The 19,018-nt window shown below is 54.5% G+C and carries 13 protein-coding genes and 2 tRNA genes; 7 read left to right on the top strand and 8 right to left on the bottom strand.

The genetic code is table 11. From position 1 onward, the window contains the following. Nucleotides 1-27: 27 nt before the first annotated feature. The 4 genes from HNQ92_RS11765 (at nucleotide 28) to HNQ92_RS11750 (ending at nucleotide 4,880) form a co-directional block, all read left to right on the top strand. Nucleotides 28-1,356: a Kelch repeat-containing protein gene (locus HNQ92_RS11765; RefSeq protein WP_184174214.1), complete on the top strand. Its 1,329-nt coding sequence runs from the start codon at nucleotides 28-30 to the stop codon at nucleotides 1,354-1,356. Between the two features lie 39 nt (nucleotides 1,357-1,395). After that, nucleotides 1,396-3,513 (top strand): PVC-type heme-binding CxxCH protein, encoded by a 2,118-nt coding sequence (locus tag HNQ92_RS11760; RefSeq protein WP_184174213.1) that lies wholly within the window; start codon nucleotides 1,396-1,398, stop codon nucleotides 3,511-3,513. A gap of 19 nt (nucleotides 3,514-3,532) precedes the next feature. Then, a complete protein-coding gene (locus HNQ92_RS11755) occupies nucleotides 3,533-3,901 on the top strand; it encodes a high-potential iron-sulfur protein (RefSeq protein WP_184174212.1) in 369 nt (122 codons plus the stop codon). Nucleotides 3,902-4,136: 235 nt separating this feature from the next. Next, a complete protein-coding gene (locus tag HNQ92_RS11750; RefSeq protein ID WP_425504284.1) occupies nucleotides 4,137-4,880 on the top strand; it encodes a 3-keto-disaccharide hydrolase in 744 nt (247 codons plus the stop codon). Between the two features lie 2 nt (nucleotides 4,881-4,882). Here the strand turns inward: HNQ92_RS11750 and HNQ92_RS11745 are convergent, their stop codons facing one another. The 8 genes from HNQ92_RS11745 to HNQ92_RS11710 all read right to left on the bottom strand — a co-directional run bounded on the left by HNQ92_RS11745 (nucleotide 4,883) and on the right by HNQ92_RS11710 (nucleotide 12,251). Continuing rightward, a complete protein-coding gene (locus HNQ92_RS11745) occupies nucleotides 4,883-5,947 on the bottom strand; it encodes a LacI family DNA-binding transcriptional regulator (protein ID WP_184174211.1) in 1,065 nt (354 codons plus the stop codon). Nucleotides 5,948-6,301: 354 nt separating this feature from the next. Continuing rightward, the gene (locus HNQ92_RS11740) at nucleotides 6,302-7,432 is read right to left on the bottom strand and encodes a leucine-rich repeat domain-containing protein (protein ID WP_281380735.1); all 1,131 of its coding nucleotides are present in this window, start codon (nucleotides 7,430-7,432) and stop codon (nucleotides 6,302-6,304) included. 696 nt (nucleotides 7,433-8,128) lie between these two features. After that, complete coding sequence (locus tag HNQ92_RS11735; RefSeq protein ID WP_184174209.1) at nucleotides 8,129-8,458, bottom strand: HigA family addiction module antitoxin; 330 nt, start codon at nucleotides 8,456-8,458, stop codon at nucleotides 8,129-8,131. A 55-nt stretch (nucleotides 8,459-8,513) separates the two neighbouring features. Next, entirely contained in the window at nucleotides 8,514-9,491 is a 978-nt protein-coding gene (locus tag HNQ92_RS11730; protein ID WP_184174208.1) for an ISAs1 family transposase, read from the bottom strand. Nucleotides 9,492-10,221: 730 nt separating this feature from the next. After that, nucleotides 10,222-10,307: transfer RNA gene (locus tag HNQ92_RS11725), tRNA-Leu, on the bottom strand. A 72-nt stretch (nucleotides 10,308-10,379) separates the two neighbouring features. Next, a tRNA-Gly gene (locus HNQ92_RS11720) sits at nucleotides 10,380-10,455 on the bottom strand. A gap of 116 nt (nucleotides 10,456-10,571) precedes the next feature. Continuing rightward, a complete protein-coding gene (locus tag HNQ92_RS11715) occupies nucleotides 10,572-11,444 on the bottom strand; it encodes a UbiA family prenyltransferase (RefSeq protein ID WP_184174207.1) in 873 nt (290 codons plus the stop codon). Between the two features lie 3 nt (nucleotides 11,445-11,447). Beyond that, nucleotides 11,448-12,251, bottom strand: a complete 804-nt coding sequence (locus HNQ92_RS11710; RefSeq protein ID WP_184174206.1) for a carboxylesterase family protein — start codon at nucleotides 12,249-12,251, stop codon at nucleotides 11,448-11,450. Between the two features lie 132 nt (nucleotides 12,252-12,383). Between HNQ92_RS11710 and HNQ92_RS11705 the strand changes: the two genes are divergently transcribed. From HNQ92_RS11705 to HNQ92_RS11695, 3 genes are all read left to right on the top strand, one after another. Then, nucleotides 12,384-13,496 (top strand): type III polyketide synthase, encoded by a 1,113-nt coding sequence (locus HNQ92_RS11705; protein ID WP_343062990.1) that lies wholly within the window; start codon nucleotides 12,384-12,386, stop codon nucleotides 13,494-13,496. A gap of 182 nt (nucleotides 13,497-13,678) precedes the next feature. Further along, nucleotides 13,679-14,770, top strand: coding sequence for a TerC/Alx family metal homeostasis membrane protein (locus HNQ92_RS11700; RefSeq protein ID WP_184174205.1), 1,092 nt, complete (start codon nucleotides 13,679-13,681; stop codon nucleotides 14,768-14,770). Between the two features lie 167 nt (nucleotides 14,771-14,937). Further along, nucleotides 14,938-18,924, top strand: a complete 3,987-nt coding sequence (locus tag HNQ92_RS11695) for an AAA domain-containing protein (RefSeq protein WP_184174204.1) — start codon at nucleotides 14,938-14,940, stop codon at nucleotides 18,922-18,924. Nucleotides 18,925-19,018: the final 94 nt, after the last annotated feature.

The following is a 19,018-nucleotide window of genomic DNA, read 5'->3' as shown; positions in this document are numbered from 1 at the left end:
TTAAAGTACCCAACCTGTTTTTAAAAGATGATACAATCCCAACCATACGAAGTAGATACGCAGGAAGTACCTGCCAAACAAGCCTTGGTTGCTACGCCTTACTATTCGGGTTTTGCATTAGCCCACGACACCTACAACGCCATCACGGCCGCCAGTGATGGGAAAATCTACTACGTACTGTGCTCGGAGTCGCACCAGATCGGCGGGCAAATGCACGTGTACGATCCGCTGACGGACCAAACCACCTTCCTGGCCGACCTGACGGAAATTTGCGGCGAAAAAGACCTGAAAGCCATCCCGCAGGGCAAAAGCCACGTTCGGTTTTATGAGCACAACGGCAAGCTGTACTTTGGCACGCACGTGGGCTACTACCAGATGATCGACGGCATGGAGCGCCTGCCCGAAAACGCCCCCGACGGCTACCAGCTGTACCCTGGCGGGCATATTGTTTCGTACGACCTCGCCACGGGCGAGTTTGACGACCTGGCCCTGGTGCCGGAAGGGGAGGGGCTCCTGACCATGACCCTTGATCGGGAACGGGAGCATATTTACGCCCTCACCTGGCCGCTAGGGTACTTTCTGGACTATAATCTGGCTACGGGTGAGCTGAAAAACCTGGGCCTGACCTGCGGCCGCGGCGAGGCCGGCGAAGTAGGGGAGGATTACCGCGTCATTTGCCGCTCTCTATTTGTGGACCCCCGCGACGGCCTGGTGTACCTGTCGACGGGCGAGGGGGATATTCTTTCGTACGGTCCGGGTAGCCCGAGCCTGGAAAAAGTACCCGAACTGGACCTACGGCTCGACTACTTCGGCAAGTACGACCCCACGCGGCCCGGCAGCATGGGCTACAACTGGCGCAAGATATTCTGGTATGCGCCCGAGCAGGTAGCCTACGGGGTACATGGCAACTCGGGGTACCTGTTCCGTTTCGACCCGCGTGCCCGCAAAATCGAAATCGTGGAGCGCCTTGCTTCGGAGCCTTCCCAAAAGAGCGGCATGTTTGATCAGTTCAGCTACGGGTACCTGGGCTTCCAGCCGGGGCCCGACGGCCAGACCATCTACTACCTCACCGGCGGGCCCATCTACATTGACGGAAAGCGTGTAAAGGGAGCCGAGGAAATTGCCAAAGGCGCCGCCAAAGGGCTGGAAAACCTGCATTTGGTCACCTACCATATTCCGTCAGGTACCTACCAGGACCACGGCCCCATCTTCTACCCCGATGGCTCCCGGCCTACCTACGTCAACTCCGTGACGGTGGGAGCCGATGGGGCGGTTTATACCCTGGCCCGGTTCGATCACGACGGCAAGGAGATTCAGGATTTGGTAAAAATCCCCAACCCTTTTGCGCAGCCCTAACCCCAAGTACCTATACCCATTTTAGCCCTTGTTGTATTTATGCATCGCCTCGTTGTTTCGCTTTTTGTACTAAGTACCCTACTGGCTTCGTCCTGCTCCGAGAAGCGGTACCACGGCCCCCTGACGCCCGAAGAAGCGTTGGAAAGCTTTGATTTGGACCCCGATTTTACGGTGGAGCTTTTTGCTGCGGAGCCCCTGGTCACGAACCCCGTGGAGATGGTTTTCGACGCGGAGGGGAATATCTTCGTGATCGAAATGCCCGACTACCCCTACAAGCCAGCCGAAGGCCAGGGAACCGGGCGCATCCGGCGACTGATCGATACCGACGGCGACGGGCGCATCGACCAGTCCACGATCTTTGCGGATAGCCTTTCGGAAGGTACGAGCATTTTGCCCTACCAGGGCGGGTTGCTGGTTACGGCGGCACCGGATATCTTCTTCATGAAAGATACTACCGGCGATTTCCGGGCCGACGTCAAGGAGGTACTTTTCACGGGTTTTTTCAAAGACAACTCCGAGGTCCAGATTACTAACCTGCGCTACGGCATCGACAACTGGATCTACGCGTCCAACCACGGGCAGGCCGGGGAGATTACCTACCGGCGTCAGCCAGGTACCCCGGCGCTGTCGGTCAAAGGCGGTGATTTTCGCTTCCGGCTCGACCGCGACCAGTTTGAGGTAGAAACGGGCCCGGCGCAGTTTGGGCAAGCGCTCAACGACTGGAACCACCGCTTCGTGACCCAAAACACCCTGTACCTGCAGCAGGCCGTGATTCCGTGGCGCTACCTGCACCGGCACAACCACCTGCCTTCTACCAAAGGCGTGAAGAACATCGGCGATCCGGCGGGTATTATGTACCAGCGTACCCCGCCGCCCTACTGGCGGGCCGAACGTACCCGCCGCCGGCAGGAGCAGTACGCCGAGCAGGGCCTGGACCGGAAAGAGTACGCCGACGGCCATTTCACCGGGGCGTCGGGAGGTACCCATTACGGCGGGCACACCTTTCCGGAGGGTTTTTACGGCAATATCTTCGTCGGCGACGTGGCCGGTAGTCTGGTGCACCGGGCCGTGCTGAGCCTGGCCGACGACAGCGTGTACTACCACAGCCAACGCGCCGCTTCCGACCAGAACCGGGAATTCATGGCCTCGAACGATCCCTGGTTTCGGCCCGTGAATTTCAGCGTGGGTCCCGACGGGTACTTGTACGTACTCGATATGTACCTGCAGCACATCGAGACGCCGGTCTCCATTCCCGATGATCTGAAAGAGGACATGGATTTTGATTACGGCAAGCAGCACGGGCGTATTTACCGCATCAAGCCTAAGAATCCTAAAGCCCAGGACAAACTAACGGCGGACTTATCCAAACAAGTACCTGCTGACTACATAGCGCTGCTGGCACACCCGAGCCAGTGGTGGCGGCTGCAGGCCCAGCGTCTGTTGCTGGAGCGGCGGGACCGCTCCGTGGTACCTGCCGTGGCGGAGCTATTCCGTACCCACGCTGATCCCCGCGTAAGGCTGCACGCACTCTACACGCTGGAAGGCCTGGGTACTTTGTCGGCGGAGCTGGTGAAGCAAGCCCTCGACGATCCGCATCCCGGCCTGCGGGAGCACGCGATTATCCTGGCCGAACGCTTTCCCGACTGCCTGCCCGCCTTGCTGAAAAAAGCCGACGACCCTTCCGCGCGGGTAGTTTTGCAGGCGGCTTTGAGCCTGGGCGAGTTTCCGGCCCGGCAGGTACTTCCTGCCCTGGCCGCCATCGCGGAAAAGCGGGGCGATGATCCCTGGTTTCGGATGGCGCTGCTGAGCTCGGAAGCGGGCTCGTCGCCGGAAATGCTGCAGCGGCTCGTGGAGCGGGGTACTTTCTTTCAAGAAGAAGTACCGGGCCGGAAAAAATTCGTGGAGGACTTGGCCTACGTCGTCAGCTCCCGGAATCGCGAAGGCGAGCTGGCCCGCCTGATGGCCTTGCTGCCCGCTTCCGACGGGCAGAATTCCTGGCAGCTGGCGGCTTTGCAAGGCCTGGGCAACTACCAGAAAAAATCCGACTCCAAAACCCCGCCTGACCCTCGGCTGAAGCGCTCGCTCCTGGCGCTACAGGCCCACGCCAGTCCGCCCGTGCAAGAAGCCATCCGGGAGATCGTTCAGTCCTGGGAGTAAGTACCTTTACTGATTTAATATGTCGAAGAATACCATTTTTTCAAGACGTCTTTTTTTGATCCGTTCGCTGGGAGCAAGTACCTCCCTGACGGCCGCCGCTCTGCTGGCCAGTAGCTGCCAGAAGAAAGAAGCCTCGCAGGAAGCCACCTCCCAAGTACCCCTGGACCCGTGCGAAGATTTCTCGGGCCTTACCGAAAAAGACCTGGCCGCCCGTAAGCAACTGGGGTACGTCGAATCCTCGCCCATTGCCGACTCGCGCTGCGGCAATTGCCAACTGTGGCTGCCGCCCCAAAACGGCAAGGCCTGTGGTACTTGCCAGCTCTTCAAAGGCCCCGTGTACACCACGGCCTACTGCACCTACTGGGCCCCGCAACATTCCGACAGTTAGCAAGCATCGCTCGTTCAACAATACATAGTTAAGGTGGATAAACAGAAAGTACCCTGGCGCTACCGGGGTACTTTTTTGGTCGTTTTATTTGTAGGTACTTTATGATCAGAAGTAGTCTTTGTAGCTTCGCTGAAACAAGAACGTTTGCTTGAAGTTTCGAAAGCCAGGAGGTACTTTACAAACATTTTTGAATAGAAATTTACCAAAATTTACTTACCCAAAAAAGTACATAAACATGCGAAGCAAGAAAATGCGTCTGGGGTTGATGAGCACACTGCTGGTACCGGCGCTGGCGATGGTAGCACCCTCCGGGACGGGCCCCGGCAAATGGATCACGCTCTTCGACGGCAAAACGACCCAGGGCTGGCACAGCTACAACCAGCCCACGGCCACGGGCTGGCGGGTAGAAGAAGGTACCCTTACGCCCGACGGTACGGGCGGTGATCTGGTTACGGATCGGGAGTTTGAAAACTTTGAGCTGGAGTTTGAATTTAAGATCCCGACCGGTAGCAACAGCGGCGTGCTGTACAAAGTACTGGAACAGCCCGAGATCAAGCGCACCGTTTTTTCCGCCCCCGAGTACCAGATCATCGACGACACGGGCTACGCCTGGCGCGACGCCCAGGGAAACCCCCGGCAGGTAGATGCCAACGGGCAGCCGCTGAAACTGAAACCTACCCAGCTAACGGGGGCCAACTACGACCTGCACCCGCCCACGGATGCTACGGCCGCCAAGCCCGCCGGTACCTGGAACAAAGGCCGGATCGTGGTGCAAAACAACCAGGTGCAGCACTACCTCAACGGCAAAAAAGTGGTAGACTATACCTACGGAAACGACGCCTGGCAGGCCCAGGTGGCCCAGAGTAAGTTTGCGGAATGGCCCTACGCCACGCCCCGCGCCAAGGGAAAAATAGCGCTGCAAAACCATAACGTACACGAGCCGGTATGGTACCGGCGCATCCGCATCCGGGAGCTCTGACGCTAGTTTTTGTAGAAGCTGTAGTTCTCTTTGGTGATGATGTCGATGGGCATGAAGCAGATTTTCTCTACGGGGGCCGAAAAAGCCAGGTGCTGGTACAGCGCCATGACGCCCTTGTAGGCCTGCTCCATCGGTTTTTGGCAAATCAAAAAATCAATCTGGCCTTTGTCAAGGTAGTCGAGGTTTTCTTGCAGAAAGTCGTAGCCAATCAGCAGTGCCTTTCGGTTAGCTTTGGCCAGGAACTGGGCCACGATGGACACCCGCGAGTTGGTAACAAAAACGACCCTGATGTCGTCGTGCTTTTCAAATTGGGCCGCCAGGTACTTTTCAACGGATAGCGGATCGGTTTGGGTAATGTCCACCTTCAGGATCGTATCGGCCGCCCGACGGTCTTTGAAGTAGGCCCGAAAACCCTCCTCCTTTTTCAGGAGGTGGTGGTGGTCGTCGATCTCTTTGGAAATATTCACAATAAGTACCTTCTCCTCGGGTCGGGTAAGGTAGCTGATCAGGTGAGCGCTCAGGTACCCGCTGTGGTAGAGGTTGGGGCCAATGTAGCTCAGGCTGTCCTGGTTGGGCAGGTCCGAGTCGATGAGCACGTAGGGGATTTTTAGTTTTTTGCAGGTACTTGTAAAACGTACCGACTCCTCCATGAAGGAGGGCGCCAGCAAAATGCCGTCGGGCTTACTAGCCAGTATCACCTCAGTTTGCGCCACAAAGGAGTCGATGGAGTTCTGGTCGTAGAAGTACTTATCCACGATGATGCCGAGCTGACTAATCTCCGCAGCGGCCTGTTCAATGCCCTGCAGGGGCGCGTCCCAAAAGCTCGTTTCGTCGGAGCCCTGCGGAATGAGCGTCGCCAGCCGGAAGGTTTTGCGGGAGGCCAGGCGCTTGGCCAGCAGGTTGGGCTGGTAGTTGAGCTCCCGAATGATCTGATTGATTTTTTCTTTCGTCTCCTCGGATACCCCTTTTCGGTTGTGCAGTACCCGGTCTACCGTCCCGATGGACACCTTGGCCCGGCGGGCAATTTCTTTGACACCAATCAGCTCAATCTCTTCCTTTTTTTTCATGCTTGTCATCTACCGCTTTTCGGGTTTTGGGCCTACGAGGATACAAAGATCTTTACCAAAGCGGTATACTAGCCTCAAGAGGGGGATTTTTTGTGGGGGAAGGTACCTGGCGATGGGAACCTCACCTGCTAAGGAATGCATGAGGTGCTATTTTGTAAAATGACAATATAAGCCGATTTGTTGCATGGTTCTATAAAAGTTGATTATAATCTTAATCCACTTTCTTGACATGTCTTTCAATGACTTATAAGTGTTAATCAAGTATAAATTTAACTTGTTATAAGTATAATTTTTAAACCCAATTAATATAGTTGTCCTGACTAACTAGTAGCCGTGCAACAAAGCTATACTAGGCTATTCTTCTGATATTTTCCTTTTAATATCCTTAATTAAATTGTAATAAACTAAATCTTGCTCAGGATCAGTCATTGAATTAAGAGGGTTGTCAGGAGTATTTGGCTTTACAGTTTGATACTTTCCCAAAGGAGTATCTTCGAAATGACACTTTTGAGCAACAACTATTAAAAATCTTGTTCCTTTTTCTGCCGCGGCATCTAATAGAGCAGGTAATTCTATTTTTTGAATAAATTCAGAGGCCATAAAGCTCCTTGATACAATAATAATTGCAATACTGGCCTTATTCAATTTTTCTTTAATGGTCACAAGGAAATCGTCCCCCGAATGCAACTTGTCATCTACCCAATAAGAAATGTCTAGCCCTGTTTGCCGTATTCCCTCTATAGAAGAAACTATTTCATTTTTATATTTTTCTTCATTATGGCTATAGTATATAAATATATTGTCTTTTTTCTCAGTATCATTTTTGATAACTGCTATTGGTGTTTGCTCAACTTTCATAGAAGATAATAATTTAAATAACCTATAAGAATTGCCCTTTTCTCTTTGAAGTAATTCAAAATATTTTTCATACTGAGCGTCAGCTTCAAAACTAGCGTTAAAGCAATAAATTCTTTTTAGTCTTTGAAGATCTTGACCAATTTGCTGAATAGGTATTGATTTTAGCTTCAAGTTATTTATGTATAGAGTGTCCAAGTTTGAAAGACCTAGAATTGGGTCAGGGAAAGACTCTATTGGATTATTAGATAAATTTAAAATCCGTAATTTATTCAATAATGCGATTTCTATTGGTAAATTTTCAATCAAGTTGCCAGAGCAGAAAAGCTTTTCAAGTTTTGATAACCTGCCAATCTGTTTTGGTATTTTTTTTATTTTATTTTTGCTGATGATTAGAGTTTTAAGCTTTTGAAGTTCAAAAAATTTTGAACGTAAATCTGAGATTTTATTATGAGATACATCGAGTAATATTAAATTACTTAGCTTAGAAAGCTCAGTTGGTAATAATTCAATATTATTATTACTCAAATTTAGCTTCCTGAGATTTTTGAATTTAAAAACCTCTGAAGGAACCTCAGTAAGACATTGGCCAGAATAGTCTAACCTTGTAGTAAGATATATATTACCCATAAAAAATGAAATTGTAAATCTAAGATTTATTTCTTAATATTGCAATTCTTGCGGAGGACAAGTTTCAATAGTTATGTAAAGAGCTAGATCGTACTTAATGTATGATATAAATAAGCTCTCTAAGTAACTTAAGATAACGACTGAGGGCATAAAAGAGTACAATGAAGTGGTAAGTTACAAGGACGTAACTAAGAGTCTGCGGATTCTTCATTTCAGGGTTCTCTTTGAATGAACTCATGTAGCTACGGCAACCTCACTACAAAAAATTTTTCCTCCAAGCCGATTCGTTCACTTGGAGGTTTTTTTTGTACAAAATGCTGAGGAAGTTGCCTGGCTTATAGGCTAATCACTCTCAAATCTACTATAATTGAATTTGCGACAATCAAGAAATTTAGTGGCTTAACTGTTTACTATCGGTTGAAAATTAAATTGGTATATTATTTTAGACTCGTGATCATCAAAATTAACTTTTGAAGGAATATGCGTAGTAAATTTTCTGCCGAATCCTATATTCTAATGTTGAAATGAGTTTTAGAAGAAATAACATACCCACACATAGGGTAAAGTATGATAAATCCAAAATATAGTTAAAGGGAGAATGCGCTTTTAATACTCATCCTTTTTAAATGCCTATATCCTTAGGGCAAGATGCCCGACTGCATCGAGCAAGGGATGTACTCGATCCAACGAGTTACATTAAGCAGGTTGGGAAGAAAAACCTACAGGCTGCCAAAATACGGTTACGCGGCTTATGTCTACTTTTTGCCTAGCCTTTGCCAAGTCATAGTTTTCCTGTACCGTCAGCCAAAATTCCGCAGAGGTGTTGGGAAATGCCGCACCCAGGCGGATAGCCATTTCGGGCGTGACGCTCTGTTTACCATTGATAATGGCAGATAAAGTTTTGCGAGTAGTACCTAAACCTTCAGCTACTTCCGCAACAGTTAATTTTTTGCCTGTTTCTTCAAAGATGCCTTCGAGTGTCTCACGAATGAGTGCGCCGGGATGAGCGGGGTCAAATAATGCCATGATTTTTTCGTCTTTTCTTAGTGATAGTCTGTATAATCCACATCACAGGGTTTTCTTATAAAACCACTTGTTGGGTCATAAATTGAATTAGTGCATTGAAATTATCGGCAAATTTATCGATTTGAGCGGCCATGTTCTTCGGCTTCATTCGCTTCAATAAGTTGACTGTCAGTGTCCTCAAACTGCTCATTATCTTACTGACAGGCTGGCTCTTAGTTTTCAGGTCATCCTCGGCCAGAGTCACGTCCCGGTAGTGGTGCGTCACTTCGAGGAGCCAATGTCGGCGGATGGCGTCGAAGAGCTCCTCAGCCTCTTTCTGATCAGCAGGACGGGCGTTGCTGACGTAGTACTGCGTCTGCTGGCTTATGGGTTTACCTTCTAGACTATTACGAGTACGGGTAACGGCGACGCAGGTTCCCATGCCGACCTTGCGCCAGCGGGCGGCCAACGCGTTGGCTGGTAGACTGTGGCAGGCGTAGCTACGCTGGTCAATGCGTCCGTGGCCGCGTTGCGGCTCGTCGATTCGCTCATAGGCTGCCTTGCTCGTCAGGCATTTGCATAGGCAGTACCTGTACAGGTGTGCTTGGTTTGACTTGAGGCCGATCAGGTATACGCCCTTCGAGCCATCAATGGCTTTGGTTGCCTTCGGCGTCAGGTGAAGGGCATCCAGGGTGATCTTCTGACTGCACAACCCGCTGTCATTCAGCAGTCGAAGCACGGCTGGCCGCTCGCTTTCCTTGGTGCCGTTGAAATAGGTTTGGCCCACAATCTGCCCCGAGTCGTGTGCTTGGGCCGAGACGCACGCCTCACCCCGCTGGTGGCCCGACTGAATGCTGCCCCTGAGCTCCTTGCCGTCGAAAGTGAACCAGCGCTTGGCCTCCTCGCTAAGAATCAGGCCGAACCAGGCGTAGAGCACCTGCGCGAAGACCTCGCCGTCGACCTTAGCCAACAGCAGCGGCAGTTGGGCGCGTGAAATCGCACTCTCCGGCCAAGTCTGGGTGGCTGAGCAAAGTGCGTCGAAACGATTGACCATGTGACGCCGGGTGGCCGGAGCCATGCAAACGGGAAAGGTTACCGTCTTTGCCGCAGCATAGAGCCAGAGTCAAGCCTGTGAGTACGAAGGCCATATCGTGAATTTTACCCCGGTTGTCTCGCCTGTCAAGGGCACGGGTGTTTTGAAGCAATTGAAAAAAAGAGGTAGCTTTACCTTGGCAAGGAGCAGTAGTCATGATTTTGTAGTCTGGTAACCACAAAGGTATGACTTACTAATCCTTGCCAATTTTTATAAGAAAGCCCTGATCCACATCATAAGCATTTTCGCCTTCAAAGCGGAAAATAATGCGATAATTACAGACACCTTGACCGCATAAAAACCCTGCCGATCGCCTGATAATGGGTGAAAGTTATAGCTGGGCTAGTTCATCATCTGCACCGATGTTGCGGCATTAAGGCGTGTCAAAATCAACTTAATACGTTCAACATGCTTCTGCTGTAACTTGGAGCGGTCGCCCTTGGTAGCATATAATTCCAAGCCTTTGTGCCGATAATTTATAATCATAACACAAATGTAACCTGAAACGTGTCAAGTGTCAACGGGGTATTTTAGAATATGTTAAAAAGTCGATGCACTTTCTAAATATATATTCTTCATTAAAAAATTATTGCAGATCTTCTTCGAAAGGGGTATTATTTTAATTGCAGCAATAAGATATTGTACCAAAAAAAAGGAGCTGCGATTTAAATCACAGCTCCTTCATAATCAGTACCGGGGACGGGGGTCGAACCCGTACGAGCGTTTCGGCTCACAGGATTTTAAGTCCTGCGTGTCTACCAATTCCACCACCCCGGCAGCCTGGCAGCGGGCGGGAAAGTACCCACCCCTTATCCAAAAGAAAAGCACCGTTTCCGGTGCTTGCCTTTGTGGAGCAGAAGACGAGGTTCGAACTCGCGACCTCAACCTTGGCAAGGTTGCGCTCTACCAGCTGAGCTACTTCTGCGTGTATCATTATCGTGTAATGATGGGGCAAAGGTATGCTTTGCCAGGATTGAGCGCAAGTGTTACGCCTAAATTATTTTTTGAAAAAAGGTGCCTCTGAAAGTAAATAATTGGGAATCAGAAGAAGTCCAGACAGAGAATTCCGAAAAAAAAGTTGAGCCCCAGGCCCGCCAGGAGGTTCATGCGCATGGTGTGGCGGAAATTGGCCTGGCGGGCGTCGCGAGTAGTTAGCACCCACCAGTACCCAAAGTACCCCAGCACGGGGCCCATGCACAGCAGCAGGGGGATCAGGCTGCTCGCCGAGCCGTAGGTAAGAAAGTAGTACAAAAAGCCCCCGAACGAAAGGCTGAAAAATACGGCGGCGTTCAGGAAAGTACCCTGAATACCCGCCAGGCGGCTAAAGGTGAGGTCGCCGCGGCGGGCGTCTTCGTCGTGCTGGTAGATCTGCGTGAGCGGGTACACAGCCCAGAGGTTGGAGGTGCAAATGAGCGCGGGTACCAGGTACTTGGCCCGGAATAGCTCCGCCAGGGGTACTTCGCTGACGGCCTCCACCGTGGCCAGGTACGTAAAAGCGCCCTGAAAAAAGCCCACCACCAGCCAGCTCAGGATGGGGTACTTTTTGAGCCGAATGGCCGGGTGGCTGTAGGCTTTGGAAATGGTGCCGTAAATAATCAGATAAGCCACAAAAGTACCCCCCAGGCCCAGCCACAGGGCCAGCGCCACGGCGGCAATGTCCAGCGCCCAGGCGGTGTAGAGCAGCTCGCGGCTCACGGGGGGCGGGGTTTCGAGCAGGCCGATGCTGCCTTCGTCCTTGTCGTAGTAGCTGTTGTAGGCGTTGCTAGCCGGGTACAGCAAGAGGTGGATCAGCCAGAATACCCACCAGGCTTTGGCGGCGTTGGGCTGGGGAGCCTGGCTCAGCGCAAAAAGGTAGACGGGCAGCAAAAAGAGCGAAAACGGAATTCGCAGGTGCAGCAGGACGCTTCGGAGCATGGGCTAGCGCTTTTTCTTTTTAGACTGGCCGAAAAGCCACGGCAGGTACTCCGGCTCGGCGAAGGCGTTGTCCCAGCTGTTGTGGTTCACGCCGGGGTACTCGGTGTACTTCACGCGGGCCTTTTTTTGCTGCAAGGTACGGTACATGCGGCGCGACTCTGCTACGCCCACCACCTGGTCGGCGTCGCCGTGAAAGATCCAGAACGGCAGGCGCTGGACGTAGCGGTCGCAGTAGGTGGTGTCGCCGCCGCCGCAGATGGGCGCGGCCGCCGCAAACAGCTTGGGCTGGCGCGAAATAGCCTCAAAAGTACCCATGCCGCCCATCGAAAGGCCGGTGATGTAGAGGCGGTTTTTATCCACCGCTTCTTTTTTGCTCAATTCCTTTACCAGCGCCAGGGCGGCCTCCAGCGGCCAGGTCATGGGCCGGGCGGCGTAGTCGAAGTCCAGCGTGATGGGGGCGGTACTTCGGTCAATCTTCACCGACGACCAGTAGCTCTCCGGCGGGCACTGGGGCGCTACCACGATGGCCGGAAAGTCGGCTTGCTGCGCCACAAAAAGTTTGGCACCGTGTGCGAGCTGCTTCTCGTTGTCGGTGCCGCGCTCGCCGCCGCCGTGCAAAAGCAAAACGAGGGGGTACTTTTGGGAGCGGTCGTAGTTGGCTGGGTACAGAATGCGGTAGGGGAGCGTTTGCCCGTTGGCGTGTGAGTACTCGCGCTTCTCGAAGGCCTCCAGCGACTGCCCGCACAGGGGCCTGGTCAGGAGGCTTAGGACGACGAGCAGGCCGCCGACAAATCGGAATAAAAGCATGGGATGTGCGTGTTTAGAAGCATCCATAAAAAACAACTCACCGTACATACGGTTTTATTGGCACTGTATTTTAGTGGCTTTTCAACGTAAAGTACCAAAGTAACGACTTTTCATCCTAACTACCCGAAGCGCGTGAGCGAAACTACTCAGCACCCGGCCTACATCACTTCCGTGGGCACGGCGGTTCCGGCCCATTCATTGGATCAAATGCGCATTGCTGAGTTTATGAGCCGAGCGCTACAACTGGACGCCGACGGGGATCGACGCCTGCGGGCGCTGTACCGAAGTACCCGCATCCGGCAGCGCCACTCCGTCCTGCCCGACTACGGCGCGGAGCCGGGCCACTATACGTTTTATCCCAACACGCCCGATCTGGAGCCTTTCCCAACCGTGCGCCAGCGGATGCAGCAATACCAGCAACTAGCCGTGCCCCTGGCCGAGGCCGCCATTCGGGATTGCTTGCGCCAAAGTACCCTGCCGCTGTCGGACATCACGCACCTCATCACGGTGAGCTGCACGGGCATGTACGCGCCTGGCCCCGACATCGAGCTCATCCAGCGGCTGGGACTCCCTACCTCCACGCACCGGCTGGCCATCAACTTTATGGGCTGCTACGGGGCTTTCAACGGCCTTAAGGCCGCTACCGCGCTGGTGCAGGCCAATCCCGCCGCCAAAGTACTTATGGTGTGTACGGAGCTGTGTACCCTGCATTTTCAGAAAAAAAACGAGGAAGATCACCTGCTGGCTAACGCCCTCTTTGCCGACGGCGCGGCGGCCGTGTTGCTGGAGGGTACTTCGCGCTCGGCGGCGCTGGAAGTGGCGGCCTTTGCCTGCGAGCTGCTGCCCGAAGGCCGGGACGACATGGCCTGGCACATCAGTGACTTTGGGTTTGAGATGAAACTCACCTCCCGCGTGCCGACCATTTTGCGTACCGGCCTGCCCGCCGTGCTGGACCGCCTCGTGGCACTAAAAGGCCTCCGGCGCGAAGACGTGGGCCTGTACGCCATCCATCCCGGCGGGCGGCGCATTCTGGAGGTCGTCGAAGAGGTACTTGGGCTGTCGCCGGAGGCCAACGCCGCCGCCTACGAGGTACTTCGCGACTACGGCAACATGTCGTCGGTGACGATTCTTTTTGTCTTGAAAAAGCTCTGGGAGCAAAACCGGTCGCGGCCAGGTACCTGGCTGTTTGCCAGTGCCTTTGGGCCGGGGCTTACCGCCGAGACGGCCCTGCTTCGGCTGGTGTAGGTACCTGGGCCGGGTCGCCTGGGTACCTTGGGTCAAGCGGCGGTAAAGTACCCCCTCAAACAGAATATTCTCCTTCCGACATATTTTATTTTTTCCGTACGTGTAAAATGAGAACTTTGTGCTCGTTTAGCAGTGCAGATTAGCGTTTACATATTATTCAATAAAGAACTTTTCTCCCGTTCATGTTTTCAAACGAAGTACTATTTTTCGTCGGCTTCCTGGTCGCCATCGGCTTCATGCTCATGCTCGATCTGGGGGTTTTCAGTCGTAAAGACCACGTCGTAAAATTCGGCGAAGCCGCCGCCTGGACCGTCGCCTGGATCGCCCTGGCGCTGGTTTTTTACGTCATCATCAACACCCACGGCGACCTCATCCACGGCATCGAAAACTACGCCGACCTGGAGGCCGTCAAGAACAAATACGCCCCGCACCTGCGGCTCATTCCGGGCAATTTTGCCGAGAGTCTCGACATCTACCGGCGCAACATGTCGCTGGAGTTCATCACCGGGTACTTGCTCGAATATGCACTTTCGGTGGATAATATCTTCGTGATTATCTTGATATTCAGCTCTTTCTCCGTGCGCGAGAAGTACTTCAAGAAGGTACTTTTCTGGGGCGTACTGGGAGCCATCCTGATGCGCTTCGTCTTCATCTTTGCTGGCTCGGCCCTCATCCAGCGCTTCGAGTGGATCATCTACCTGTTCGGGCTGCTGCTGGTGTACCAGGGTGGGAAAATCTTCTTCCAGGGCGAGGAAGACGAGAAAATCGAACCCGCCAAGCACCCGGTGGTTCGCTTTGCGTCCAAGTACCTGCCGGTGTACCCGCGCTACGTCCGGGAGCATTTTTTCATCGTCAAAAAGGGCAAGCGCATGGTCACGCCGCTCTTTGTGGTGGTGCTCATCATCGAGTTTACGGATTTGATCTTTGCCGTCGATTCGGTACCGGCGGTTTTTTCTGTCACCAAAGATCCGTACGTCGTTTTCTTTTCCAACATCTTCGCCATCATGGGGTTACGGTCCATGTTCTTTTTCCTGAGCAACGTCATGGGGCTGTTCCGCTTCCTGAAGTACGGCCTGGGTGTGTTGCTGGTATTTATTGGCGGAAAAATGCTGGCGCACTCTTATCTTGAGGATGTCGGCTTCAAGACCGTTTATTCACTGTACGTCATTCTGGGGATTTTGGCGGTGAGTATTCTGGCTTCGTTGATTTTTCCCGAAAAAAACAAGGAGGTGGAGCCGCTGATTACTAATAAGGAGCCCGAGGACGGCGTTTAGAAGCTGTTTGATTCATGCTATGGTCTCAAAAAGTTGCTTTTGGCCTCATGCGGCGGTCTTAAAATCCTCATGTAGCGCTGCTACACTCCGGTTTTAAGATCTTGCCTGAAACCAAAAGCCTTCTTTTTGAACCTCATATTATAACGCAAACATCTTCTTAGTTACCGATGAATCGGATCCTGAAGACGTACCTCAAGCGGCTCACCAACCTGAGCAGCCGCAACAAGTCCCTGCTGCTGACGCGGCTGCCCGCCGAGCAGTTTCTGGACCTGCACGAAACGGATTTCCTGCTGGGGAAGTCGTCGTTTGAGGTACTTCGGCAGCTGATTCAGCGCAAGGCGCGCCTGCCGCTCTGCGACGTCCAGGACCCGCGCTTCGACCGCGTCAACGAGCTGAGCCGCCGGTTGCGAAAAATCGCCCGTACCGAGCGCTTCATCGAAGAAGAGCGCGGCTCGCGCGACTTGTACGTAGGGTACCCGCTGGTGCGGGGGATGCTGGCCGACGGCTCGGTGATCCGGGCTCCGTTGCTGTTCTTTCCCGTCACGCTCCGGCAAGACCGCGAGCAGTGGTGCCTCTTCGTTCGTGACGACACCAGCGTGGCCCTCAACCGCAGTTTTGGCCTGGCCTACGCCTACTTCAACGAGACAACTATTCCGGACGAAATCCTGGAAAAAACCTTCGACGAAGCCCCCACCGACGCCCTGGAGTTCCGGACCTACCTGTACGAATGGCTGAAAGAAACGCCCTTCCGGCTCAACTTCAACCAGGCTTTATTCGAAGATAAACTGCAAGCCTTCGAGGTACTTTCGAGTGGTATTTTGCAGGTGACGGAGCGCACCGGCGAACTGAAGCTCTACCCCGAGGCCGTGCTGGGGATTTTCCCGCAGGCGGGCTCCTACCTCGTGCCCGACTACAACCACCTGCTCGAAGCCGCCGAAGCGGGTACGTTGGCCCTGCCGCTGCTCCCGTCGGAAGGGGCCGAAGCAGGTACCTTAGAAGTACCTTCCCAGGTACCTGTGGCCCCGCCGGGGGTACTTCGCGAAGAGCACATCCTGACGCCCTTCCCGGCCGATGTGTCGCAGGAGGGCGTGATCCGGGCCGTGAAGCAGGGGGCGTCGGTGGTGGTGCAGGGGCCGCCGGGTACGGGTAAGTCGCAGCTGATCTGCAACCTCATGGCCGACATGGCCGCGCAGGGCAAGAGGGTACTTTTGGTGTGCCAAAAACGCGCCGCCCTGGACGTGGTGTATCAACGCCTGCAAACGCTGGGACTGGGACCATTTGCGGCCTTGATCCACGATTTTCAGAACGACCGCGCCGGGCTCTACCGGCAGCTGGCCACGCAGGTGGAGCAGGTTGATGCCTACCGGCAGCAAAATTACAGCCTGGACGCCGTGGTGCTGGAGCGGGAGTTTACGCAGGAAAGTCGGCAGATCGACCGCCTCGTGGCCGAGCTGGACGACTTCCGCCGGGCGCTCTTCGACGAAACGGACTGCGGGCTGTCGGTGAAGGAGCTCTACCTCACCAGCAACCCCAGCCAGCCGCACCTGGACCTGCAAGGTACCTACCGGGCCTTTCCGCTGCGCGAGGGGCACGACTTTAGGCAGCGGCTGGGTACCTACGCGTCGTACGCCCTGCGGCTCACGGCGGCGCACCCCTGGCAAGCGCGCCGCAGCTTTGCGGCCTACAGTCTGGCCGACCTGCGCACGCTAGGGCAGGTACTTACCGCCTGGCCTGCGTTGATAAAAAGCCAAAAAGAGCAATTTGAAACCACCACCCAAGTACCCTTTGACGCTCCACTCACGGCCAACCGCCCCGAGAGCCGCGAGCGCCTGACGGATCTGCTGGCTTTGCTGACCGACGAAAGTACCTTCCGGCTTTTTCAAAAGTACCTGTCGGCCCCGACGCAGGCCGCCGAGCGGCTGGCGTTTGTGCGGCAGGTAGGCGAGGCCCTGGCCGGAAACCTGGCCGAAGGCGGGTTGGAAGGTACCTTGGCGGCTTCGGAGCTGGGTACTTTTCGGGGCTGGCTGGCCAAAGCCCTCGACGCCAAAGCCGCCTGGGCTACCGGCAAATGGTGGGATTTGTTCGGAGAAAATAGCGCGGCCGTGAAGCAAACTGCCCACCGAAACCGCCTAAGTACCCAGCTGCCCGACCTGCAACGCCTCGACGTAAAACTCCGCAACCGGCTGGAGCTGGAAAGCTGGCTGCAAAACCCACTGTTGGGCTTTGAGCCGGGGTACTTGGATGCCACGGCCGATTTTGCCGAGAGGTACCTGCACTTTTTCCAAACCAGCGAAAAAGCCGCCGACGCCGCCCTGCGGGCCGACTGGGCACCCTGGCGCGCGGTATGGGGTACCTTGGCGCTAGGGGCTACAGGTTTGGCGGAATTGAAAGAAAAACTCACGGCACTGCTGCGCTGGCTCGACGCCTGGGAGGAGCCGCTGGGTACTTTAAGTACCTACCTGCTGCCCGAGCAGCTGCACCAACTCTTTGCCGAGCCGGATGCCTACGCGGCCCGACTGCACGACGCCCTGCGCGAAGAGTTTGATTCACTGGTAGAAATGGACCGGCTCTGGGAACAGATGAATGCTACCGAGCAAGCCGTGATCCGACAACTGCTGGACGCAGGTACCTTACCGGAAAATCCGCTGGCAGAAGACGTACTTAGGCTTTTTGACAACAGCCTGCGGCTGGCCTGGATTGAGCATATTGAAGAAAAGTACCCCGTATTACGGGCGGTATCGTCGCTCCGGATGCAGCAGTGGGAGGAAGCCTTGCAAACGAGCATCGGGCGGAAGCAGGCCCTGAGCCGGGATATTGCGCTCATGAAGCTCCGCGAGGCCATGTACCAAAACGTAGAGACCAACCGCCTCGGCCACCGCGTTACTTACCGCGAAGTACTGCACCAGGTTACGAAAAAGCGCAAGATTTGGCCCGTACGGAAGCTGCTGCACGAGCACGCCGAAGAGGTATTTCGGCTGGTACCTTGCTGGATGGCCTCGCCCGAAGCGGTGTCGGCGCTGTTCCCGATGGAGCCGGGGCTTTTTGACCTGGTGATTTTCGACGAAGCCTCGCAGTGCTACGCCGAGTACGGCCTGCCCGCGGCCTACCGGGCCCGGCAGGTGGTGATTACCGGCGACAGCAAACAACTACCCCCGAGCGATCTGTACCGGGTGCGGTTTGAGGAGGTACCTGAGGAAGAAAGTACCGTGGCGCTGGAGGTAGACTCGCTGCTGGGCCTGGCGGCGCAGTCGCTGGAACCTTTTCAGCTCACGGGCCACTACCGCAGCCGCTCGCTGGATCTGATTGATTTTTCCAACCACCATTTTTACAAAAGTACCCTCCGCCTGCTGCCCGACTTCCGGCACGTCAACGACGCCGAGCCGGGCATCAGGTACCTTCACGTGGCGGGCCTTTGGGAGCAAAATACCAACCGGGCGGAGGCCGAGCGGGTGGTGGAGCTGGTACGGGAGCTAAGTACCCAGGCGCTGAGCGTGGGCGTGGTGACGTTCAACTTTCCCCAGCAGCAGTTGATCCAGGAGCTCCTGGAAGGTACCTCCACGACGGCGCCGGATCTTTTTGTAAAAAACATCGAAAACGTGCAGGGCGACGAGCGCGACGTCATTATTTTCTCAATAGGCTACGCGCCGGATGCCCAGGGACGGCTGGTGATGCAGTTTGGAACCCTGAATACCGCCGGGGGCGAAAACCGCCTCAACGTGGCCGTGACCCGCGCCCGCGAGCGGATCTATGTGGTCACGAGCCTGTGGCCCGCCCAGCTCCAAACCGACCACACCGCCAACGAAGGCCCCAAGGTACTTAAAGCCTACCTGCAGTACGCCCTGGACGTGTCGGAAGGGCGGTACCGTGCCCAGCCCGCTGCTACCCGTACCTACCGCACCGACTGGCTGCTGAAGGCCCGCCTGGCTAGCCAGCACCCCGATTACCACCAGGAACTACCCTTCGCCGACCTCACCGTCCGGTCCGAAAGTACTTACGAAGGCCTCATCCTGACCGACGACGACCTCTACCACCAAAGTACCTCGCCCAAGGAGCCCCACGCCTACCTGCCCCTCTTGCTCCGGCAAAAGCACTGGCCCTTCCGGCGCGTATACAGCCGGGAGTACTGGCGGGGGCAGGCTGGGCAGGGGGCATAGGGTTGGGGGCATGGGGTGTGGTATTTTAGAAAAAAAAAGTACCTCAAAGTACCTCCTAAAAAAGGTACTTTGAGGTACTTAATGGGTGGGAGGA

This window comes from Rhabdobacter roseus (assembly GCF_014202275.1).
GTDB lineage: Bacteria > Bacteroidota > Bacteroidia > Cytophagales > Spirosomataceae > Rhabdobacter > Rhabdobacter roseus.
This window is presented reverse-complemented; position numbering and strand designations above follow the sequence as displayed.